This is a genomic window from Shewanella sp. 0m-6 (assembly GCF_052977325.1).
Window position 1 is genome coordinate 203,103 of record NZ_JBRIMD010000003.1, and the last position, 16,592, is coordinate 219,694.

The 16,592-nt window shown below is 44.1% G+C and carries 17 protein-coding genes; 10 read left to right on the plus strand and 7 right to left on the minus strand.

The window, feature by feature from the left end; all coding sequences use genetic code 11:
* Nucleotides 1-25 precede the first annotated feature (25 nt).
* The 3 genes from ACVBJC_RS03630 (at nucleotide 26) to ACVBJC_RS03640 (ending at nucleotide 4,239) form a co-directional block, all read left to right on the plus strand.
* A complete protein-coding gene (locus ACVBJC_RS03630; protein WP_447159517.1) occupies nucleotides 26-1,237 on the plus strand; it encodes an ABC transporter permease in 1,212 nt (403 codons plus the stop codon).
* Between the two features lie 126 nt (nucleotides 1,238-1,363).
* Nucleotides 1,364-2,833: a sigma-54-dependent transcriptional regulator gene (locus tag ACVBJC_RS03635; protein WP_447159518.1), complete on the plus strand. Its 1,470-nt coding sequence runs from the start codon at nucleotides 1,364-1,366 to the stop codon at nucleotides 2,831-2,833.
* Between the two features lie 56 nt (nucleotides 2,834-2,889).
* Complete coding sequence (locus ACVBJC_RS03640) at nucleotides 2,890-4,239, plus strand: sensor histidine kinase (protein WP_447159519.1); 1,350 nt, start codon at nucleotides 2,890-2,892, stop codon at nucleotides 4,237-4,239.
* 58 nt (nucleotides 4,240-4,297) lie between these two features.
* Here the strand turns inward: ACVBJC_RS03640 and ACVBJC_RS03645 are convergent, their stop codons facing one another.
* Together ACVBJC_RS03645 and ACVBJC_RS03650 are read right to left on the minus strand one after the other, a co-directional pair.
* Nucleotides 4,298-4,870: a TetR family transcriptional regulator gene (locus ACVBJC_RS03645; protein WP_447159520.1), complete on the minus strand. Its 573-nt coding sequence runs from the start codon at nucleotides 4,868-4,870 to the stop codon at nucleotides 4,298-4,300.
* 97 nt (nucleotides 4,871-4,967) lie between these two features.
* The gene (locus tag ACVBJC_RS03650) at nucleotides 4,968-6,395 is read right to left on the minus strand and encodes a coniferyl aldehyde dehydrogenase (protein WP_447159521.1); all 1,428 of its coding nucleotides are present in this window, start codon (nucleotides 6,393-6,395) and stop codon (nucleotides 4,968-4,970) included.
* Nucleotides 6,396-6,576: 181 nt separating this feature from the next.
* On the opposite strand from ACVBJC_RS03650, the gene ACVBJC_RS03655 reads away from it, so the two are divergent.
* The 3 genes from ACVBJC_RS03655 to ACVBJC_RS03665 all read left to right on the plus strand — a co-directional run bounded on the left by ACVBJC_RS03655 (nucleotide 6,577) and on the right by ACVBJC_RS03665 (nucleotide 8,147).
* Complete coding sequence (locus ACVBJC_RS03655; RefSeq protein WP_447159522.1) at nucleotides 6,577-6,957, plus strand: STAS/SEC14 domain-containing protein; 381 nt, start codon at nucleotides 6,577-6,579, stop codon at nucleotides 6,955-6,957.
* Between the two features lie 127 nt (nucleotides 6,958-7,084).
* Nucleotides 7,085-7,516 carry a universal stress protein gene (locus ACVBJC_RS03660; RefSeq protein WP_447159523.1) on the plus strand — a complete coding sequence of 144 codons (432 nt, stop codon included), beginning with the start codon at nucleotides 7,085-7,087 and terminating at the stop codon, nucleotides 7,514-7,516.
* Nucleotides 7,517-7,703: 187 nt separating this feature from the next.
* Nucleotides 7,704-8,147: a universal stress protein gene (locus tag ACVBJC_RS03665; RefSeq protein ID WP_447159524.1), complete on the plus strand. Its 444-nt coding sequence runs from the start codon at nucleotides 7,704-7,706 to the stop codon at nucleotides 8,145-8,147.
* Between the two features lie 201 nt (nucleotides 8,148-8,348).
* Here the strand turns inward: ACVBJC_RS03665 and ACVBJC_RS03670 are convergent, their stop codons facing one another.
* Genes ACVBJC_RS03670 through ACVBJC_RS03680 form a run of 3 tightly spaced genes read right to left on the minus strand, consistent with a single transcriptional unit; the run spans nucleotide 8,349 to nucleotide 11,309 of the window.
* Nucleotides 8,349-8,927 (minus strand): DUF924 family protein, encoded by a 579-nt coding sequence (locus ACVBJC_RS03670; RefSeq protein ID WP_447159525.1) that lies wholly within the window; start codon nucleotides 8,925-8,927, stop codon nucleotides 8,349-8,351.
* Nucleotides 8,928-8,929: 2 nt separating this feature from the next.
* Nucleotides 8,930-10,450, minus strand: coding sequence for a PH domain-containing protein (locus ACVBJC_RS03675; RefSeq protein WP_447159526.1), 1,521 nt, complete (start codon nucleotides 10,448-10,450; stop codon nucleotides 8,930-8,932).
* A complete protein-coding gene (locus tag ACVBJC_RS03680; RefSeq protein ID WP_447159527.1) occupies nucleotides 10,440-11,309 on the minus strand; it encodes a PH domain-containing protein in 870 nt (289 codons plus the stop codon). The genes ACVBJC_RS03675 and ACVBJC_RS03680 overlap by 11 nt, the downstream gene beginning before the upstream one ends.
* Before the next feature lie 185 nt (nucleotides 11,310-11,494).
* On the opposite strand from ACVBJC_RS03680, the gene ACVBJC_RS03685 reads away from it, so the two are divergent.
* The 4 genes from ACVBJC_RS03685 to torR all read left to right on the plus strand — a co-directional run bounded on the left by ACVBJC_RS03685 (nucleotide 11,495) and on the right by torR (nucleotide 14,648).
* Nucleotides 11,495-11,791 carry a winged helix-turn-helix domain-containing protein gene (locus ACVBJC_RS03685; RefSeq protein ID WP_447159528.1) on the plus strand — a complete coding sequence of 99 codons (297 nt, stop codon included), beginning with the start codon at nucleotides 11,495-11,497 and terminating at the stop codon, nucleotides 11,789-11,791.
* A gap of 173 nt (nucleotides 11,792-11,964) precedes the next feature.
* Nucleotides 11,965-12,789, plus strand: a complete 825-nt coding sequence (locus tag ACVBJC_RS03690; RefSeq protein WP_447159529.1) for an ion transporter — start codon at nucleotides 11,965-11,967, stop codon at nucleotides 12,787-12,789.
* 198 nt (nucleotides 12,790-12,987) lie between these two features.
* A complete protein-coding gene (locus ACVBJC_RS03695) occupies nucleotides 12,988-13,725 on the plus strand; it encodes a TorF family putative porin (protein WP_447159530.1) in 738 nt (245 codons plus the stop codon).
* Between the two features lie 212 nt (nucleotides 13,726-13,937).
* The gene (gene torR / locus ACVBJC_RS03700) at nucleotides 13,938-14,648 is read left to right on the plus strand and encodes a two-component system response regulator TorR (protein ID WP_447159531.1); all 711 of its coding nucleotides are present in this window, start codon (nucleotides 13,938-13,940) and stop codon (nucleotides 14,646-14,648) included.
* 175 nt (nucleotides 14,649-14,823) lie between these two features.
* Here the strand turns inward: torR and ACVBJC_RS03705 are convergent, their stop codons facing one another.
* Nucleotides 14,824-15,357, minus strand: coding sequence for a dihydrofolate reductase family protein (locus ACVBJC_RS03705; RefSeq protein ID WP_447159532.1), 534 nt, complete (start codon nucleotides 15,355-15,357; stop codon nucleotides 14,824-14,826).
* 130 nt (nucleotides 15,358-15,487) lie between these two features.
* A complete protein-coding gene (torT, locus tag ACVBJC_RS03710) occupies nucleotides 15,488-16,552 on the minus strand; it encodes a TMAO reductase system periplasmic protein TorT (protein WP_447159533.1) in 1,065 nt (354 codons plus the stop codon).
* Nucleotides 16,553-16,592: the final 40 nt, after the last annotated feature.

Genomic DNA, 16,592 nt, shown 5'->3' on the forward strand with positions numbered 1-16,592 from the left:
TTACAGAGTGAGAAAGGAGCTTACGATGTTGCAAATTAAACCCATATTAAGCATGTTGATGCGTAATAAAAGCGGGCCTTTATTACTGCTTATTCAGATTGTGTTATCGGTTGCGATAGTGGCCAATGCCAGTTTTATTATTAGTGAGCGTATTGGCTTGATGAGCCGTGAGTCAGGGATTGCCGAGTCTGAAGTATTCGATTTCAGTATTTATAATTTCGATTCGAGTATCGAGCCGCTTAAACAAAACCCTCGCGATATCGAGATTATTCGTCAATTAGATGGCGTAAAATCAGCGACGTCTACCAGCATGACGCCACTTAGTGGCGGCGGCTGGTCATCGAGTTTTTCGCTAGGCAGCAGCGAAGAGAACCGTAAAGACACGCCCAGTGCGGCTATCTATTATGGTGATGAGCATATGCTCGAAACCCTTGGCATTAAGCTTATCGAAGGGCGTAACTTTTACCCTGATGAGGTAAGAAGTGGTGGCCCTGAGCTAGGCAATTTGGCGATAGTGTCGGCTGAGTTTGCGAAAAAATCTTGGGGAGATGAGTCAGCACTTGGGCAGGTGATGTACCGCGGGAATGTAGGGGAAAGCCCGATGACGGTGATTGGTGTTGTTGAGCGTCTGCAAGGAGCCTGGGTAAACCACTCAAACTTTAATAACAGTGTGATTGTTAATGTGGAGCTCGCTTCATCGTTTACTAAGTTTCTGGTTAGAGCCGAAGAGGGCACGTTAGTCAGACTCAAAGAAACGATCCCGGCCGCATTACATAAAGAGCATCCTAATCGAGTGGTGCGAGGGTTTACGTTAATTAGTGAGCACCGAGAGAAGGTGTATCGCAACCATGAATTGATGGCCACGGTACTGTCAATGATGGTGGTATTACTGCTGCTTATCACCTCTTTAGGACTCGCTGGCATGGTGATGTTTAATATTGAGCGCCGTACTAAGCAGATTGGTACAAGACGAGCATTAGGGGCTAAAAAGCGAGATATTATCAGCTTCTTCTTAGTAGAGAACTATCTATTGTGTCTCGCGGGGGGACTGATTGGCGGCTTAATTGCGGTGCAGCTCGGTCAGCAGTTAATGAGCCTTTATAGTTTACCTAAGCTAGAGCTTATTTATCCGATAGTGACAGTGGCGGGTCTGCTTGTGTTGACCACCATTGCAGTGATCTTACCGGCTCAAAAAGCCGCAAAGATTTCCCCTGCGATTGCGACGCGAAGCGTGTAATCCACTACTGCTAACACCAAGAAATGCTAACTAATTGTTAGCCAAATGTGAGCTTTGCTTTAACTCTGTTTGGCTTTCAGTTAGTTTTATAGCTAGCCCTCTAAAAGAATAAATAATAAAGAGTTTATGGATACCATCCTAATTGTCGACGATAACCAAGCCGTGTGTAATGCGCTGTCTTTAATGTTAGAGCTTAACGGTTATCGAACGCTGACCTGCTTATCACCTGAAGTCGCACTTGAATTAGTGCAGTTGCACGATGTCGTGCTAGTTGTGCAAGACATGAACTTCACTCAAGACACGACCTCTGGTGAGGAGGGCAAGAGTCTATTTTATGCTTTTAGGCAACTGCAGCCTGAGCTTCCCATTATATTACTGACCGCTTGGACCCAACTTGAACTCGCTGTCGAGCTAGTCAAAGAAGGCTCGGCTGATTACATGGGTAAACCTTGGGATGATGCGAAGCTATTAACCAGTATTAATAACCTTATTTCATTGCATCGATTGTCTAAAGAAAATGCGCAGCTAAGCCGTGTTGAAAATCAACGTATGGTCGCGATTAAAGATGCCGATTTATGCGGCATTATTTTTAATAGTGGTGCGATGCAGCGTTGTGTTGATTTGGCACTACAGATAGCTAAATCCGATGTGTCAGTATTAATCACCGGCCCTAATGGCGCAGGTAAAGACAAGCTTGCCGATATTATTCATGCTAATTCTCCTTTAAAGCATAAGCCGTTTATTAAGGTCAATATTGGTGCGCTGCCAATGGATCTACTTGAAGCCGAGCTGTTTGGCGCTGAGGCGGGGGCGTTTACTGGGGCAATAAAAGCAAGGATTGGTCGCTTTGAAGCGGCAGACGGTGGCACCTTGTTTTTAGATGAAATAGGTAACTTGCCACTTTCTGGCCAAGTTAAATTACTGCGGGTGCTGCAAACCGGTGAGTTTGAGCGCCTAGGCAGCCATCAGACTCGTAAAGTGAATGTGCGGGTGATAAGTGCGACTAATGCTGATTTGGTTGAGGATATTCAAGCGGGGCGCTTTCGAGAAGATCTGTTCTATCGCCTCAATGTGATTGAGTTAGCGCTGCCTGCACTTAATGACCGAAAAGATGATGTGCTGCCATTGGTTAAACATTTTGTTGGTGCCGATTTCAGCTTGTCGCGACAAACACAGCAAGTGTTGCAGGCTCATCATTGGCCGGGAAATGTACGTGAACTTGAAAATGCCTGTAAGCGAGCCGTAATCTTAGCTAAATGTGCTCAATTGTCTGTAGCAGATTTTGGTGTAGAGAGTGCATTAGGACAGACTAAACCAATTGATTGTGACGCACAATCGCTAAGCCACAGCCACAGTAAGGCTAACATGAGCACTAGCAGTCAAAGCGATAGCCAAAGCCAGATCCATCATTACAGCCAGATAACCGAACAAGCTAATACCAGCGCATCTGCAACAACACAAGTTATAGATGAGAAAGCTGGTATCGAGGCTGCACTTGAGCAACACAATGGCGTTATTGCAAGGGTGGCTAAGTCTTTAGGGTTAAGCCGTCAAGCCTTGTACCGACGTATGCAAAAATACCAGATTGATAAATAGCGCCGGCAAATAACCAGCGAACATCATGAACAACAATTAGGAGTTAATTTATCACAGTGTCATTAAGGGGGAAGCTGATAGGCAGTGCCGTATTAGCGTGCGCTGCGGGGCTGTTGTTGGCATTTACTGGCTTACTATGGTTTGCATCAACTGAGGTACAGCAGGCGATTGCGGCAGACTCTTGGCTGTATATGTTGTTATTTACTTTAGCGATATTGTTGACGGTGGCGATAAGTTATATCGGTACTCGTAGTCTGGCAACAAGCTTAATGGCACTTGAAGTTGGCTTACTTAACTTTAAAGATAACGACTTCAGCGTGAGCATTCCGGTGAGTGGTGATCGTCAATTAAAGGCATTATCAAGCCTGTTTAATGAGTCTGCTCAGACATTGCGTAAAGAGCGGCAGTATATCTATCAACGTGAACTGCTACTCGATAAGGTCATACAAAGCTCGCCTAATGTGATGTTACTGCTCGATGACCAACAGCGGATTATTTACGCAAATGATGCGGCAAGGCACTTGTTTCATAATGGTTTACATATCGAAGGGATGAGCTTAGAGAGTTTGTTACAAGGGGCCTCTCAGGAACTCGTTAGCGCGCTAAACAATCCGAAAGATGGGTTGTTTTCACTGAGTAGTGACACTGAAAATAGTGATGTTGAGACATGGCACCTATCTCGTGGACAGTTTTTGCTTAACGGTCAGTTTCATCACTTAATACTATTAAAGCAGATGACCCGAGAGCTTAATCGCCAAGAAGTGGCGGTATGGAAAAAAGTGATCCGTATTATCAGTCATGAGTTGAATAATTCGGTTGCTCCCATTGCTTCTATGGTCAACTCTGGCCGTATGATCACCAAAGATCTCAACGACCCTAAGTTAAAGCTGATCTTCGATACCATTGAAGATAGAACCAGCCACCTGAGCCAGTTTATATTTAACTACGCTCGATTTGCTAAATTATCATTACCGAACAAAACATGCGTCGATTGGCACACTTTAACTGAGCAACTTAAGCAGCATTACCAGTTTGAGTTACACGGTGAATTTCCTAAAAGACCCGTTAATGTTGACCTGATCCAGATGGAGCAGGTACTACTAAACCTGCTTAAAAATGCCCATGAGTCGGGTTCTGATATTGATAAGATTACCCTAGAGATCAAAGAGTCGAGCGCATCCGATCCCAATCAAGAGTTATGCATCGAAGTTAAGGATGCTGGCTCGGGGATGTCGGCTGATGTATTAAGGCAAGCATTGCTGCCTTTTTACTCAACCAAGCAGTCTGGCACGGGGTTAGGGCTGCCATTATGTAGAGAAATTATTGAAGCCCATGATGGACGAATAAGCCTACATAATCGTGACGATAAAGGCTTATGTGTGAGCTTGTGGCTACCTAACGCTTAAGCCTTGCACTAAAACGATTAAATTCGAACAAGAATTAAGCTTGCAAGAATAACAGCCCTTAGGCTTTCATCGCATTCCAAAACATTGCAAAGCTTGCCTGCTTATGTGGCCCGTCTTGCCATGCTTGTGGATTATCTAGAAAGTAGCGCGTGGCAGCAATATATTGGCCATGGCAACTCTCTAACATCAAGGGTAGTGGATAATGTGCTAGCACACCTATTTTTTGCCCCTGCTCAATGAGCTCACCCATAAAGCCCAAAATACTGTGCATGGCCTGCAGTCTAACCTCTGATGAAATCGACGGAGACATAGAGTATTGCTGGAAAAACTCTTGTTTTAATGGGTTGTTCATCGCCCAATTTATGGCAACTTGCCACAGGTGCTGAGTATCGGATTTCAAATCACCCGTTTGAGTGATTTGTGACTGAATAGCATCGGCAAACTCCTGCTTGATAGACAGGAACAGGTGATTCATTAGCTCCTCTTTTGAAGCAAAATGATGAAATAGGGTGCCAGTGGCAACGCCGGCTTGCTTGGCTATGGAAGCGGTCGACGTTGCATAAACCCCTTGGCTGACAAACAGCGTCAGCGCTGTGTTCAATATGGCTTGTTTCTTGTCGATACGACTCATTAAATGGGTTACCTACTGCAACAGTGAAGAGCAAAGCTTACAAGGTTAAAGCTTGTAAGCTTTATGCTTAATAAACGTAAGTCTATAAAATAAAAGCTTAACGTAAGAAAAATTTCATCAGGATGCGTTGAATAATGCCACCGTAAGGCGGATGCACCAGTTTACCTGTATTGAGGTATTTTCCGCGGCTAAGTACTGTTTTTGCATGGCTTAGGGTTAAGAAGCCTTCTTTACCGTGATAATGCCCCATACCCGATGGGCCGATACCACCAAAAGGTGCATCATCAGCTGCTACGTGAAAAACGGTTTCGTTAATACAGACGCCACCAGAGTGAGTGTTTGCCAGAACCCGTTGCTGGGTGTCTTTATTAAAGCTCATCAGGTACAAGGCCAGTGGGCGAGGGCGCTGATTGATATAAGCGATAGCCTCTTCTAGGTTGTCGTATGGGATCACGGGTAATAGTGGGCCAAAAATCTCTTCTTGTAGCAACAACATATCATCTGAACTGTTTTGGATAAGTTGAGTTGGCACCTTACGCTTATCAGTATTAATGGCTTCATCGTTCGCGCTAATAATCGTAGCGCCTTTGGCTTTAGCATCTTCGAGTACATGCATAATACGGTCGAATTGGCGTTGATTGATCACACTGCCATAATCTTTATTGTCGCTGACCTTACCGTACATGCGAGTGAACTTATTCTTATAAGCTTGGATAAAACTATCCACCTTGTTACGTGGCACTAGAACATAATCTGGAGCGACACAAATTTGCCCCGCATTTAAGCATTTACCATAGATCATACGTTCAACGGCGATATCCATGTCGATATCATCAGCAACAATAACCGGAGACTTACCACCCAGTTCAAGGGTCACCGGGGTGAGGTTGTCAGCTGCGGCGCGCATCACATGGCGACCAACAGTGGTTGAGCCGGTAAACAGTATGTGGTCGAAGGGTAGTGCTGAAAATTCTGCCGCGACCTCGGCTTCCCCTTCGATGCACACTACGTGAGTGTCATCAAAGATACTGCTGAGCATAGTCTTAATGACTTGGTTGGTTTCAGGGGTAAACTCAGACAATTTAATCATCGCGCGGTTACCCGCTGCCAGCGCAGTTATCAGCGGCCCTACAGAGAGCATGATGGGGAAGTTCCATGGCACGATAATACCAACGACCCCTAATGGCTGGTAATGAACTTTGATTTTAGCTGGCGCTAATAATAAACCCGCGTGACGAGAGCTAGGTTTCATCCACTTCTTAAGATGTTTTAGGCTGTAATTAATGTTGTTAATACAAGGCATGATGTCAGAGATCATGCTGTCATCTATTGAGCGGTTGCCGTAGTCGCGGTTTAGGGCTTCTACGAGTTGGTCTTGATAGTTAAGTATGGCGGCTTTAAGGCTTTTGAGATGTTCAACTCTGGCGTCATAGCTTGGTGCGGGTTGATTTACATAGCAGCTACGCTGTTTGATTAGCATCTGTGAGAGTGGTTGAGCAGTCTTATTATCGATATGCAAATTCATTAGCTGAGCTCCAGAGGTGGCTTTAAAGTGACCGACTGATTAGTCGGTCTAATGATAATGAAGTTTTGTTTAAAGAGCAAATATCAGTTTAAATCGTGACCGAGATCAAATTTAATCATCGTGAGAGTTCTAGAATTGAGGTAAGTAAAAGCAAACATTATTCATAAAAAAGGATCATCAAATGAGTCAAGATAGACATGGTGTATCAGTTGGAATTGAACGCAGTGGTAACACGTTTTACATGACGTTTGTTGCTGTTGGTAAGCTAACCCATGAAGATTATGAATACATGGTTCCTATGCTTGAATCTGCGATTGCAGGTGTTGAAGCCCCAGAAATCAATCTGCTAGCAGATATCTCTGAACTGGATGGTTGGGAGTTACGCGCCGCATGGGATGATCTAAAGGTCGGCATTGCTCATGGCAAAGCGTTTAAGAAGATAGCGATTGTCGGTGAGGGGCGCGTCCAGCATTGGATGGCAAAAATTGCGGATTGGTTTACTCCTGGCGATGCTAAGTTCTTTGAGCGTAAAAAAGAGGCGCGTGAGTGGCTTAATGACTAACCTTAATGTGAGGAAATAGCGTTACGTTACGTTTTCGTGATTACATAAAATAATAGTATTAAGTCTTTGCCATAACGCAGTATTTATCATGGCGATAGCAAGCGAATAATGTTTGGAGGAAATAATTATGCGTAGTCGTCAAATCTTATGTCCAACGGATTTTTCAGACACTGCTTCTCATGCACTAAAGTATGCGATAGAAATGGCGAATCTATATCATGTGGGTCTACGTATCGTGCATGTCATTGAGCAGCCAATGGGGGTTGATAACTATCAAATTCTTACCGTCACGCCTGAAGAGCTCGCACAGAGTATGGAAGACAACGCTGCTGAGAATATGAAACAGTTATTAACCGAGCTCAATAGTGAGCTTTCAGTTGAGTCGGTTATTCGTCACGGCAGCGCCGCTGAGCAGATCCTTAAAGAGGCCGAGGGCTCGGAATCTGGAATGATAGTCATTGCCAGTCATGGCCGCACCGGACTGTCGCATTTTTTACATTCTAACGTTTCAGAAGCTGTGGCTAACCGTGCTCTGTGCCCGGTATTGGTAGTGAAATAGCATGCGATAAGATATCGCGCTAACCGTTAGAAGCATAAGTTGTTAGAAACATAGGTTGTTAGCGCATGCTAGTTGTTTGAAGCTAACAGAAAGTCGCTTTCTGTAAATTGTTCACTGTTGCTCTAATGCAGTGAGCCTTTGATGATTAAAGCAATCAAGCTCGTTAAGGTTTGATTGAGGAGAGGTTATGCGTACCCGACAAATTTTATGTCCGACGGATTTTTCCCTAACGGCATCTCATGCACAACGTTATGCGATTGAGATGGCAAACCTATATGGTGTGAGTTTACGACTGGTACATGTAATGAGTGAGCCTTTTAGTGAACATTATTACGGCATTGCAGTTGAATCAGCAGAGAAGTTAGAAAAGCAGATAGAGGTTGCAGCACGTGAAAATCTTGAGAAGTTACAGCTGCAGATCCAAGCGGAATTAAACCATGGTCTAACCGTGAAAACCGTAATGCGTAAAGGTGATACCTTAGAAGAGCTGCTTGAGGAGGCTGAAGTGGGCGAGGTGGGTATGATCGTTATCGCCAGCCATGGCCGTAAGGGAATTTCGCACTTATTAAGCCCTAATATCGCAGAAGGGTTAGCCAACAAAGCTAAGTGCCCAGTGCTGGTGGTGAAGTAAGCTTAACTTAACAAGCTTCATTTAGCCTCACACTGACTATTTGGGCTCAGATCTGACGATCGAAGCCTATTGGCAAATAAAGCCGCCTCGGGTAATGACCTGAGGCGGCTTTATTGTGCAGCTAAGCTTAAGGCTATGACTAAGCCTATAACTAAGACTAAGTTTACGCTGGCGTCTAGCGGGCTGCATAAACATGCAGAGCTAAAAGCTTGAACCTGGCTGTTGTAAAAAGGCGATTTCCTCAGCGGTGGATTCACGCTTTAAAATTGCGTTTCTGTGCGGGTAGCGACCAAATTGGTCGATAATTGCTTTATGTTTAATTTCGAAATCTAAATTGCCCTGAGCGGCTTCTCGGCCAAACAACCTTAAGGCAACCTCATGTATGACTGATGATTCGCTGTGCATATAGGGCATAAACAAAAAAGGCACCTGTTTGCCCTTAAGTTCGGAGTCGATTTTAAGTGCTACCGCTTCTTGAGCAAGCACCAGCGCAATAGGATCGGCTGCAAAAGACTGTGGGGTGCCGCGGTAGATGTTGCGAGAGAACTGATCTAAGACGATGATTTCAGCCAATCGTCCCTCAGGTGTGGTGCGCCAATGATATAGCTCTCCTTGCATGGCAGCGGCTAATAAGTCTGCATATCGCTGCTCAATTAAGGCATCAAACTCTAGGTCTTTTATCCACCACTGCTTAGGTTCAATCTCTTCAAACCAGAAATGAATAATCATGTCAGGTGTCATGGAATGAGCTGGTATCTTTGCTGGTACAGGTGTGTTCATGGCTATATCCAATTTCGATGATCGTTATTAATCAGCGCAAGTGATCGCTCTGCAATGTCTCGCGCCACTGTGATTGAAATATAAGGCAGTTTTACTGTACCACTCGCAAGGCCAATTTCAAGGTTTGCTAAACCACTGCGTTTTTGATTTGGCGATTGAGAAATTGCAACATGCTGCACTTTGCTAAGTGCAATGAGTTGCCAACTATGGCCGAGTAAACCTGAGTGAAACCAAAGGTTATTATCTTTAAGTAGATAACCATACTGACGGTACTTAAGATAAATACCAAGGCTGAATAATCCAGCTGCAAGCCATAAAATATCGGTAAAGAGGTTTAAGCCTAAAAAGTAAGTGTTAATAGCGGGGACTAATAATGGTAATAAACCTCGACGCCAAAACCAACCTAAGTGGATCCCTTGATAGCGATTAGGTAGCTGCAGCGAGGTGGCTTCGATGCCGTTAAGCTGTGGTAATAAATTAGCAATATTTTTAACTGACATACTAGGGACAAGCATATTGCTGCTGCCTTGCTTTTCAATTTCATGTCCCTGGACTTGTTTAAAATACACTGTCCATAACTTAAGGAGCCTGCCGACTAGCGGTTGGTAGAATTTAATGACCTGGATGCGCTTAATTGCCAGAGCATCATTTTGTTTAGCAATAATACCGCCAGTACGGTGCAAAGTATTGCCGCTACGGCTGAGTTTGTAAGGAAAGTATTTCAGCACAGCTGAAGTAATCGATAGGATCGAAAATAGCAGGTAAAACAGAACTAAAGCGAGACAAGCAAACAAGATTTGTAGCAAAGTATGGCTGGCAATATTGCTGTCATACCAAGCTAAAAACAGCTGAACTTGCTGTAGGTTTTCCATTGACTCCCAGTCAAGTTGGCCAAAAATAGGGCCTAAAATAACCGCTAACCAAATAGCATTATTTTGATAAAATCCAAATAGCAGTAGCTGTTTTAAGCTTTTACGGCTAAGCGTATTAACCTGGTTAGATTTGTGTTGGCTTTGTGATGGGTCGTTAACCTGAGCGATTTCGCTTTGAGGTCCATGGGCATCATGCTCAGCCATTAACTGTTTTTTAAGGGCGAGGGCATCTTTATAATCAAGGGCTGACAGCTCCGCTTCATTATTTTTAGAGCCTGCGGTTTCAACAATAATGCGGTAGAGCCCTACAGGGCGAAAATATAACGGCTGCTCTAAGCGTACATTTTGGATTTTAGCAAATGGTAGCTCGTCCGCTTTTTTAAAGACAATGCCATGCCTGATGATGAGCTTGTCGACAGTCACTTTAAAGCGAAACTTGAGCCATTGCAGCACACTAAAAATAAAGATGGCACTAATAATCCCTGCAATGGCAATGATAACCCAATGGCTGCTAAAGCCTTTTTGCCACCCGGTATAAACGACAGGGATGATGGCATAACCACTGCTGAGTAATTGCTTTATGGCGAGCAAGGTAAAGCTGATGATTGACCAGGCTGAAAGCGACGACCATTGAGAGAATTTATGTGTCATCGCTATGGCCTTGCTGAGCTGCCATGTTCTTCTCGTATGACTCTTCTTTAGCCGCACTTGTTGTATCAGCGGCCAATAGTGAACTTTTCGTTTGGCTTGCTTGTGCTTGGTCTGGCTCAGGTTGCTGTAATTTAGTCTCTGCTGCGGCCTTTTGGTTCGCTTTAGCGGCCTGGGCTAACAAATGTTGGCGCAGACGTTCAGCGGTTTGCTGCTCTATGCCTGGCAGTTCTATTTCTGCTGAGCCGCTACCAGCACTGAAACATTTAATTGTGGCGAGGTTAAAGTGGCGCTCAAGCGGCCCGTGAGACACGCTAACGTGCTGCAATCTAGAATAGGGTAGCGAGGTGCGTTTAACCCACCAAAAGCCTTGCTGCATAATCAGTTCGTGGTCACAAACAGCATAAGCAAGGGACTTGGCATGTTGATAGCGTAGATAGCTCCCTAGGCTAATGATTAATAATGCTGTGGTGCTAACTCCAAGGATTTTTGTGAGGTAGAAATCACCGGGAATAATAATTATCAATGATGCGGCAACCAGTAATAAGCAGCTAAATATCAGGCTTTCGATATTCACTTGGGTGTAGTGCTTGGCATCGACGGGGTCGAGTGGTACTTGATCGAAGCTTAGCCAGTCACTTTCTGGTATCGGGGTATGGCTATTGCGATTGATTGTAATGATAGGCTCTGACGTGGGCGCTTTTGCAGCTATAGGCACTGAGCTAGGATTATCAATATCTTCCAGCGCAATACTCGTCTGCTTCATGTCTGCAAGGTTTGAGGGGTGAGATTGATGTTTTATTGCTGCTTTTTGTTCAGGAGTCACTTCATGCCCTAGTTTACTGTCCGTGTCACTATTCATGTGTCACCGTTAACGTTATCGCTTTTTACCTTTCATCGACTATATCAGCATGGCAGAGGTTGTTGCTACAGCGAGACATATTTAGCAACATATTGTGATTTACTTGCCAGTGCGAGCTGTTTGCGACTTGTTATTTATTGTCAATGACGTACTTTATCGGCAATGCCCTTAATAATAAGAACCTTATGAGTCTCAACTTTACCGCATCTAAGCAGCAAAAGGCTTTGCTACGAAAGCTATATATTGCCTATCTGATCGACAGTGAAAGACATAACTTACTGTCTTTGCATAAGCTCACCGAAATGCCGCGTCGCACATTGCAAGACGCTATTGTTGCTTTGGCTGATCTCGCGATTGAGTGTGAGTTTGTGCAAGAGGGGGAGCGCAATAATGCCGGTTTTTACCAAATTAACCATTGGGGCGCCATTAACCGTGAATGGGTGGTGGAGCATTTATCCGAAATCGAAGCTCAACTTAACTAATCCAGCCAGAGGGAGCTTTCTCGCTCCCTAATCTCGTTTTTCTGTCTTTGATTTAACACAAAATTAAGCCTTGCTCATTACACTGCGCGATCCTTTGGCTAGCGTAGCGTTTGCTTGCGTGGTCTAGAGCAGTTTTATTGCCTTTTTAATCCCATTTTAAATAGGAGCACAGCGTGCTTGCGAATGTTTCTGGCTTACAGTCAAAACTCAAAAAAATTGATAACAGTAAGTTTTTTCAAGGCTTCATTATCTTCGTTATTGTGGTTTCTGCTCTGTCGATTGGCGCACATACCTACCACTTACCGAGTTGGATGGAGAGTAGCCTCGTGGTGCTCGATATCGGTATCACGGTGTTTTTTGCTATAGAGCTTATTATTCGCTTTCTTGCCAGTGACGGGCCGAAGCGATTTTTTAGCAATGGCTGGAACCTCTTCGACACCATTATTGTTATCGGAAGCCTTATTCCAGCTGGTGGTTCGGCGATATTGTTAGCGCGCCTATTACGTATTTTCAGGGTGTTGCGTTTAGTCTCGATGATCCCCGAGCTACGAATGCTGGTGAACGCCTTGCTTAAAGCCATCCCCCGCATGGGCTATATCGCTTTGCTCATGTTTGTGATTTTCTATATATACGGCGCTATAGGCAGCATGTTCTTCGCTCACATTAATGATTTCTTGTGGGGAGATGTGTCCGTTGCCATGTTGACGCTATTTAGGATCTCTACCTTCGAATCATGGACATCGATAATGTATGAGACGATGGCGGTGTATCCATTGAGCTGGGTGTACTATTTAAGTTTTATCTTTTTAACGGCGTTTGTATTTTTAAATATGATGGTGGGTGCTGTACTGGATGTCATGACCCAAGAAACCGCGGCGATGCGCGGTGAGCAAGAGCCTCAAGATCCAATGGATAAGCCAGCGAGTGTTGCCGATGTAGCAGAGCTTAAGGGGCAGATTGAGGAGCTAAAGGGGTTATTGTTGAAGAAGGCCAGCTAAACTGAACAGGGTTTAGATAAATTGCACTATTCATATTTTTTCACAATGTTGGTTTTTTAGTTCATATCTACTCTCAAGGTCATTAATAACTTGAGAGTAAGATTTTTACCTAAGCTCAGATTATAAAATCGTAAATTAAAAGCTGTGATTAATAGCTTTAAATTAAAACTTAGATCGAAAACAATTGGGATGATGATTATGAAATTTACACATGCGATTATGCTTGGTGGCCTAGCGATGGCGAGTATGGGCTCAGCAGTAGCCGCCGATGACAACGAACTTTTCGGTGGCCAAATTAGCGGTAATGTTAAGTTTGCAACTGACTATGTATTCCGTGGTGAATCCGAAACGATGGATGGCGACGTACCTGTAGTACAGGGGACTTTGGGCTGGGGCAATGATGATGGCTGGTACGCAGGTGCATTTGCGTCAAACATTAAGTTTGCCGATCCAAACCTTGAGATCGTAACTGCGCCATATATCGGTAAAGCGGGTGCCTTCGGAGATAGCGGCTTTACTTATGACGTAATGGTATTTTCATATCTTTATCCTGGTGCTTCCTATTCAAACTATACCGAATTATGGCTGCGTGTTGCTAAGCAATTTGGTCAGGCAAATGTTCAGCTTGAAGTCACACCGACATTAGACGATTGGTTTGGTGTTGATGGTTGGCAGGGTGTTAACTATGCTGTTCACCCAAGCTATGCTTTCAATAATGGCGTTAAGTTATCAGGTTCACTCGGTTACCAAGACCTTGATGGTGAAGGCGCCGAGGGCTGGACTCACTGGAACTTGGGTGTCGAAGCTAACTATGTAGGCTTAACTTTCGACCTTAGATACCATGGTAGTTCAGTTGGTGACTCTCACTTAGTTTATGGTACTCAAACTGAAATCTTCGATGACCGTGTCGTGTTTGGGGTCAGTAAAAGCTTCTAATGACATTGCTATTTTGATGAATTAATCACTACTCGCTAAAAGCCAACTTAATTTAAGTTGGCTTTTTTGTGTCTTATTTGTCGCTATAACTTGTGGCTATCTGTGACTTCCCACCTCAACGGCTCGCTTTACGTGTTAACTTGTGTATATTATGTGCCGCGTTTAAGCAGACACTTTTTATAGATAAAAGCGGTTTAGGGTTGAGGTGATATATGGGTTACCGAGTACTAGTTGTCGATGATGAAGCTGTCATTAGAGCTAGATTAAAAGGTTATTTTGAGAAAGAGGGCTATGAAGTGCTCGAAGCTCAAGATGGAGACCAGATGTGGCGTGAGTTTGAACGCCAACATATCGACTTGGTTATGCTTGATATTAATTTGCCCGGTGTTGATGGATTGAGCCTTGCGCGTGAGTTGCGTAGCAAGAGTCATGTGGGGATCATTCTGGTTACTGGGCGTGATGAAACCATAGACAAAATTGTTGGCCTAGAGATGGGCGCAGATGACTACGTCACCAAACCTTTCGAGCTAAGAGAACTGTTAGTTAGGGTAAAGAACTTACTCTGGCGCATGTCACTGGTGGCAAAGGCGGTTGCAGATAGTGCAGAGCAAGATGATCCCAATGACAATATCATTGCCTTTAATGATTATGTGTTAGAGCTAAATAGCCGGCAATTGACCCATAACGGTGAGCAAATTAAGTTAACTAAAGCCGAGTTTGAACTGCTAACCGCCTTTTCATTGCACCCGCAGCAAGTGTTATCCCGTGAGCGTTTAATGCTACAAACTAGCCACAGAGATCAAGACGTTAACGACAGAACCATAGATGTGATCATTCGTCGACTGCGTAATAAGCTATCAGCTGAGCTCTTTGTCACCATCCACGGTGAAGGCTACTTATTTGCCGCGAAAGTGAAGGATTAATACCTAATTAGGCATTTTGTTATTTGAAGGTTTTGTCCTGGAACCGCCATTAATGGTGAACTTTCGGCTTACACTGGTTTTAGGGCAGAAGCGGAGCTAAAGGTCAACGCTAGACGGTATTTCAGCGCTAATATAGTGACGTTTAGCCCTACCTTTTTATAGAACTACGCGGCAGCTATCTCAGCCTTATATAGCTGTTTTGTACTAGACAGTCGACTAAGCGCTCTGCTTTTACATGCTTAAATTTAAGCGGTGATGCGAGTTTGCCAAAAAGCGGAATACCTTCGCCGAGTAATATCGGGATCGTGGTGATGATGAGCTCATCAATCAAGTCCTCCTGTAAGAAGCTTTGAATGGTCTTGCCGCCGTCGATATACAGGTTGTTATAGCCTTGAGCCTTAACTTGCTTTAGCACCTCGTTAAGAGGGCCATTCACTAAGAATACCTTCCCCTCTAATGCATCGGGTAATGCTGTTAATGTATGACTTAATACAAAAACGGGCTTAGTATAGGGCCAGTCTATGCCAAAGCTGAGCACGATCTCTAATGTATTTCGTCCCATTATCAGTGCATCAACTCTGGTCATAAAGTCGCTGAAACCCAAGTCTGAACCATCGGGATTGGGGATATCATGTAACCAGTCAATTTTGTTATTTCTGTCAGCAATAAAGCCATCAAGACTGGTTGCGATATAAACGATATTAGTCATATAAACTTCTCAATTAAGTATCTCATTTAAAATTCGCCGTAGTCCGTAGTCCGTAGTTCATAGTCTTGCAGGTATCAACTCCATACGCCCATGATAATCTCAAGCTTATAAAGTCGTTGTTCTATTAGGCTCAATATTCAATGTTTACTCGGTAAATCGGGTAATAGTCCGCTGGAGGTAAACTGGTCTCGAGCACATTTTTGCTAATATGGCCTGGGTAAAGAGTGTGGATTTTGGGGCCGATATCACCGAAGGGTTTAGCCCCTTCAAGTTCTCGTACTGTAATGTCGATAGCCAACTTTCCTTGCAGAACCACCTGATCGTCGTTACTAAACTCCACTTTATCACGATAAATTCCGCGCAATATCGCTGGGGATAAATAGCTGCTGATAAGCTTTACTTTATCGGTTAGCTGATACTGACGCAGCATGCTAACCCCCGCCTCTATGGCTACAGCACTACCTAAAATATAATCTGGAGTTTGATTACTGAGTAGGGATTCTAATTCATCACGGTACAGGTTGCGATTATTGTCGGCGTGGTGAATAGCGCTAATGCTAACTAAGCTGCCTTTTAACGCTGCAGATAGGCCTTGCTCAACAAGGTCGCTGCCACCTAATTTATCTGGGCCAGTTAACAAGGCAAGGTTGGCAGGCTTGTGGGCCTGTTGTTTAATATAGTGACCAGCAATATAGCCCATCTGATACCAGTTAACACCGATGCGAGTATTGATTTTTTCGTGAGCCAGCCGATTAACCAGCGCGATAACGGGTTTATTAATTGGGGCCAGGTAAAGGTCTAAAATATCGGGGCGAACACCACCGAGCAAAATCGCGTCAAAGTTGTGTTTCATACAGTTATCGAGCTGGCTTAACTGCTTGTCTACGCCGTAATAACCACCGGCTTCGAATAGCGCCAGTTCGAGATTTAATTGCTTTGCTTGTTGCACTAATCCGTAGTTAATTCCGGTCCAGTAGGTGTCTTTTAGGTGAGGTACGAGCGCACAAATTCGCCATGTTTTTTTAGATGAGGTGAGCGGTATGAGTTCGATTGCAGTCCTTTGCTGCTGTATGCTCTCAAAGGGCGTTCTTTGCTCTAATAACCAAGGTGAGGCTGTTTCTGCGGCGGTTAAAAGCGGGCTTAACAAACATAAGCCAACAAAGGGTAACAAACGCTGCAGCAGAATTTTTACCATGGTTAACATCCCTATGAATCGACTGAATAAGCGATTAATA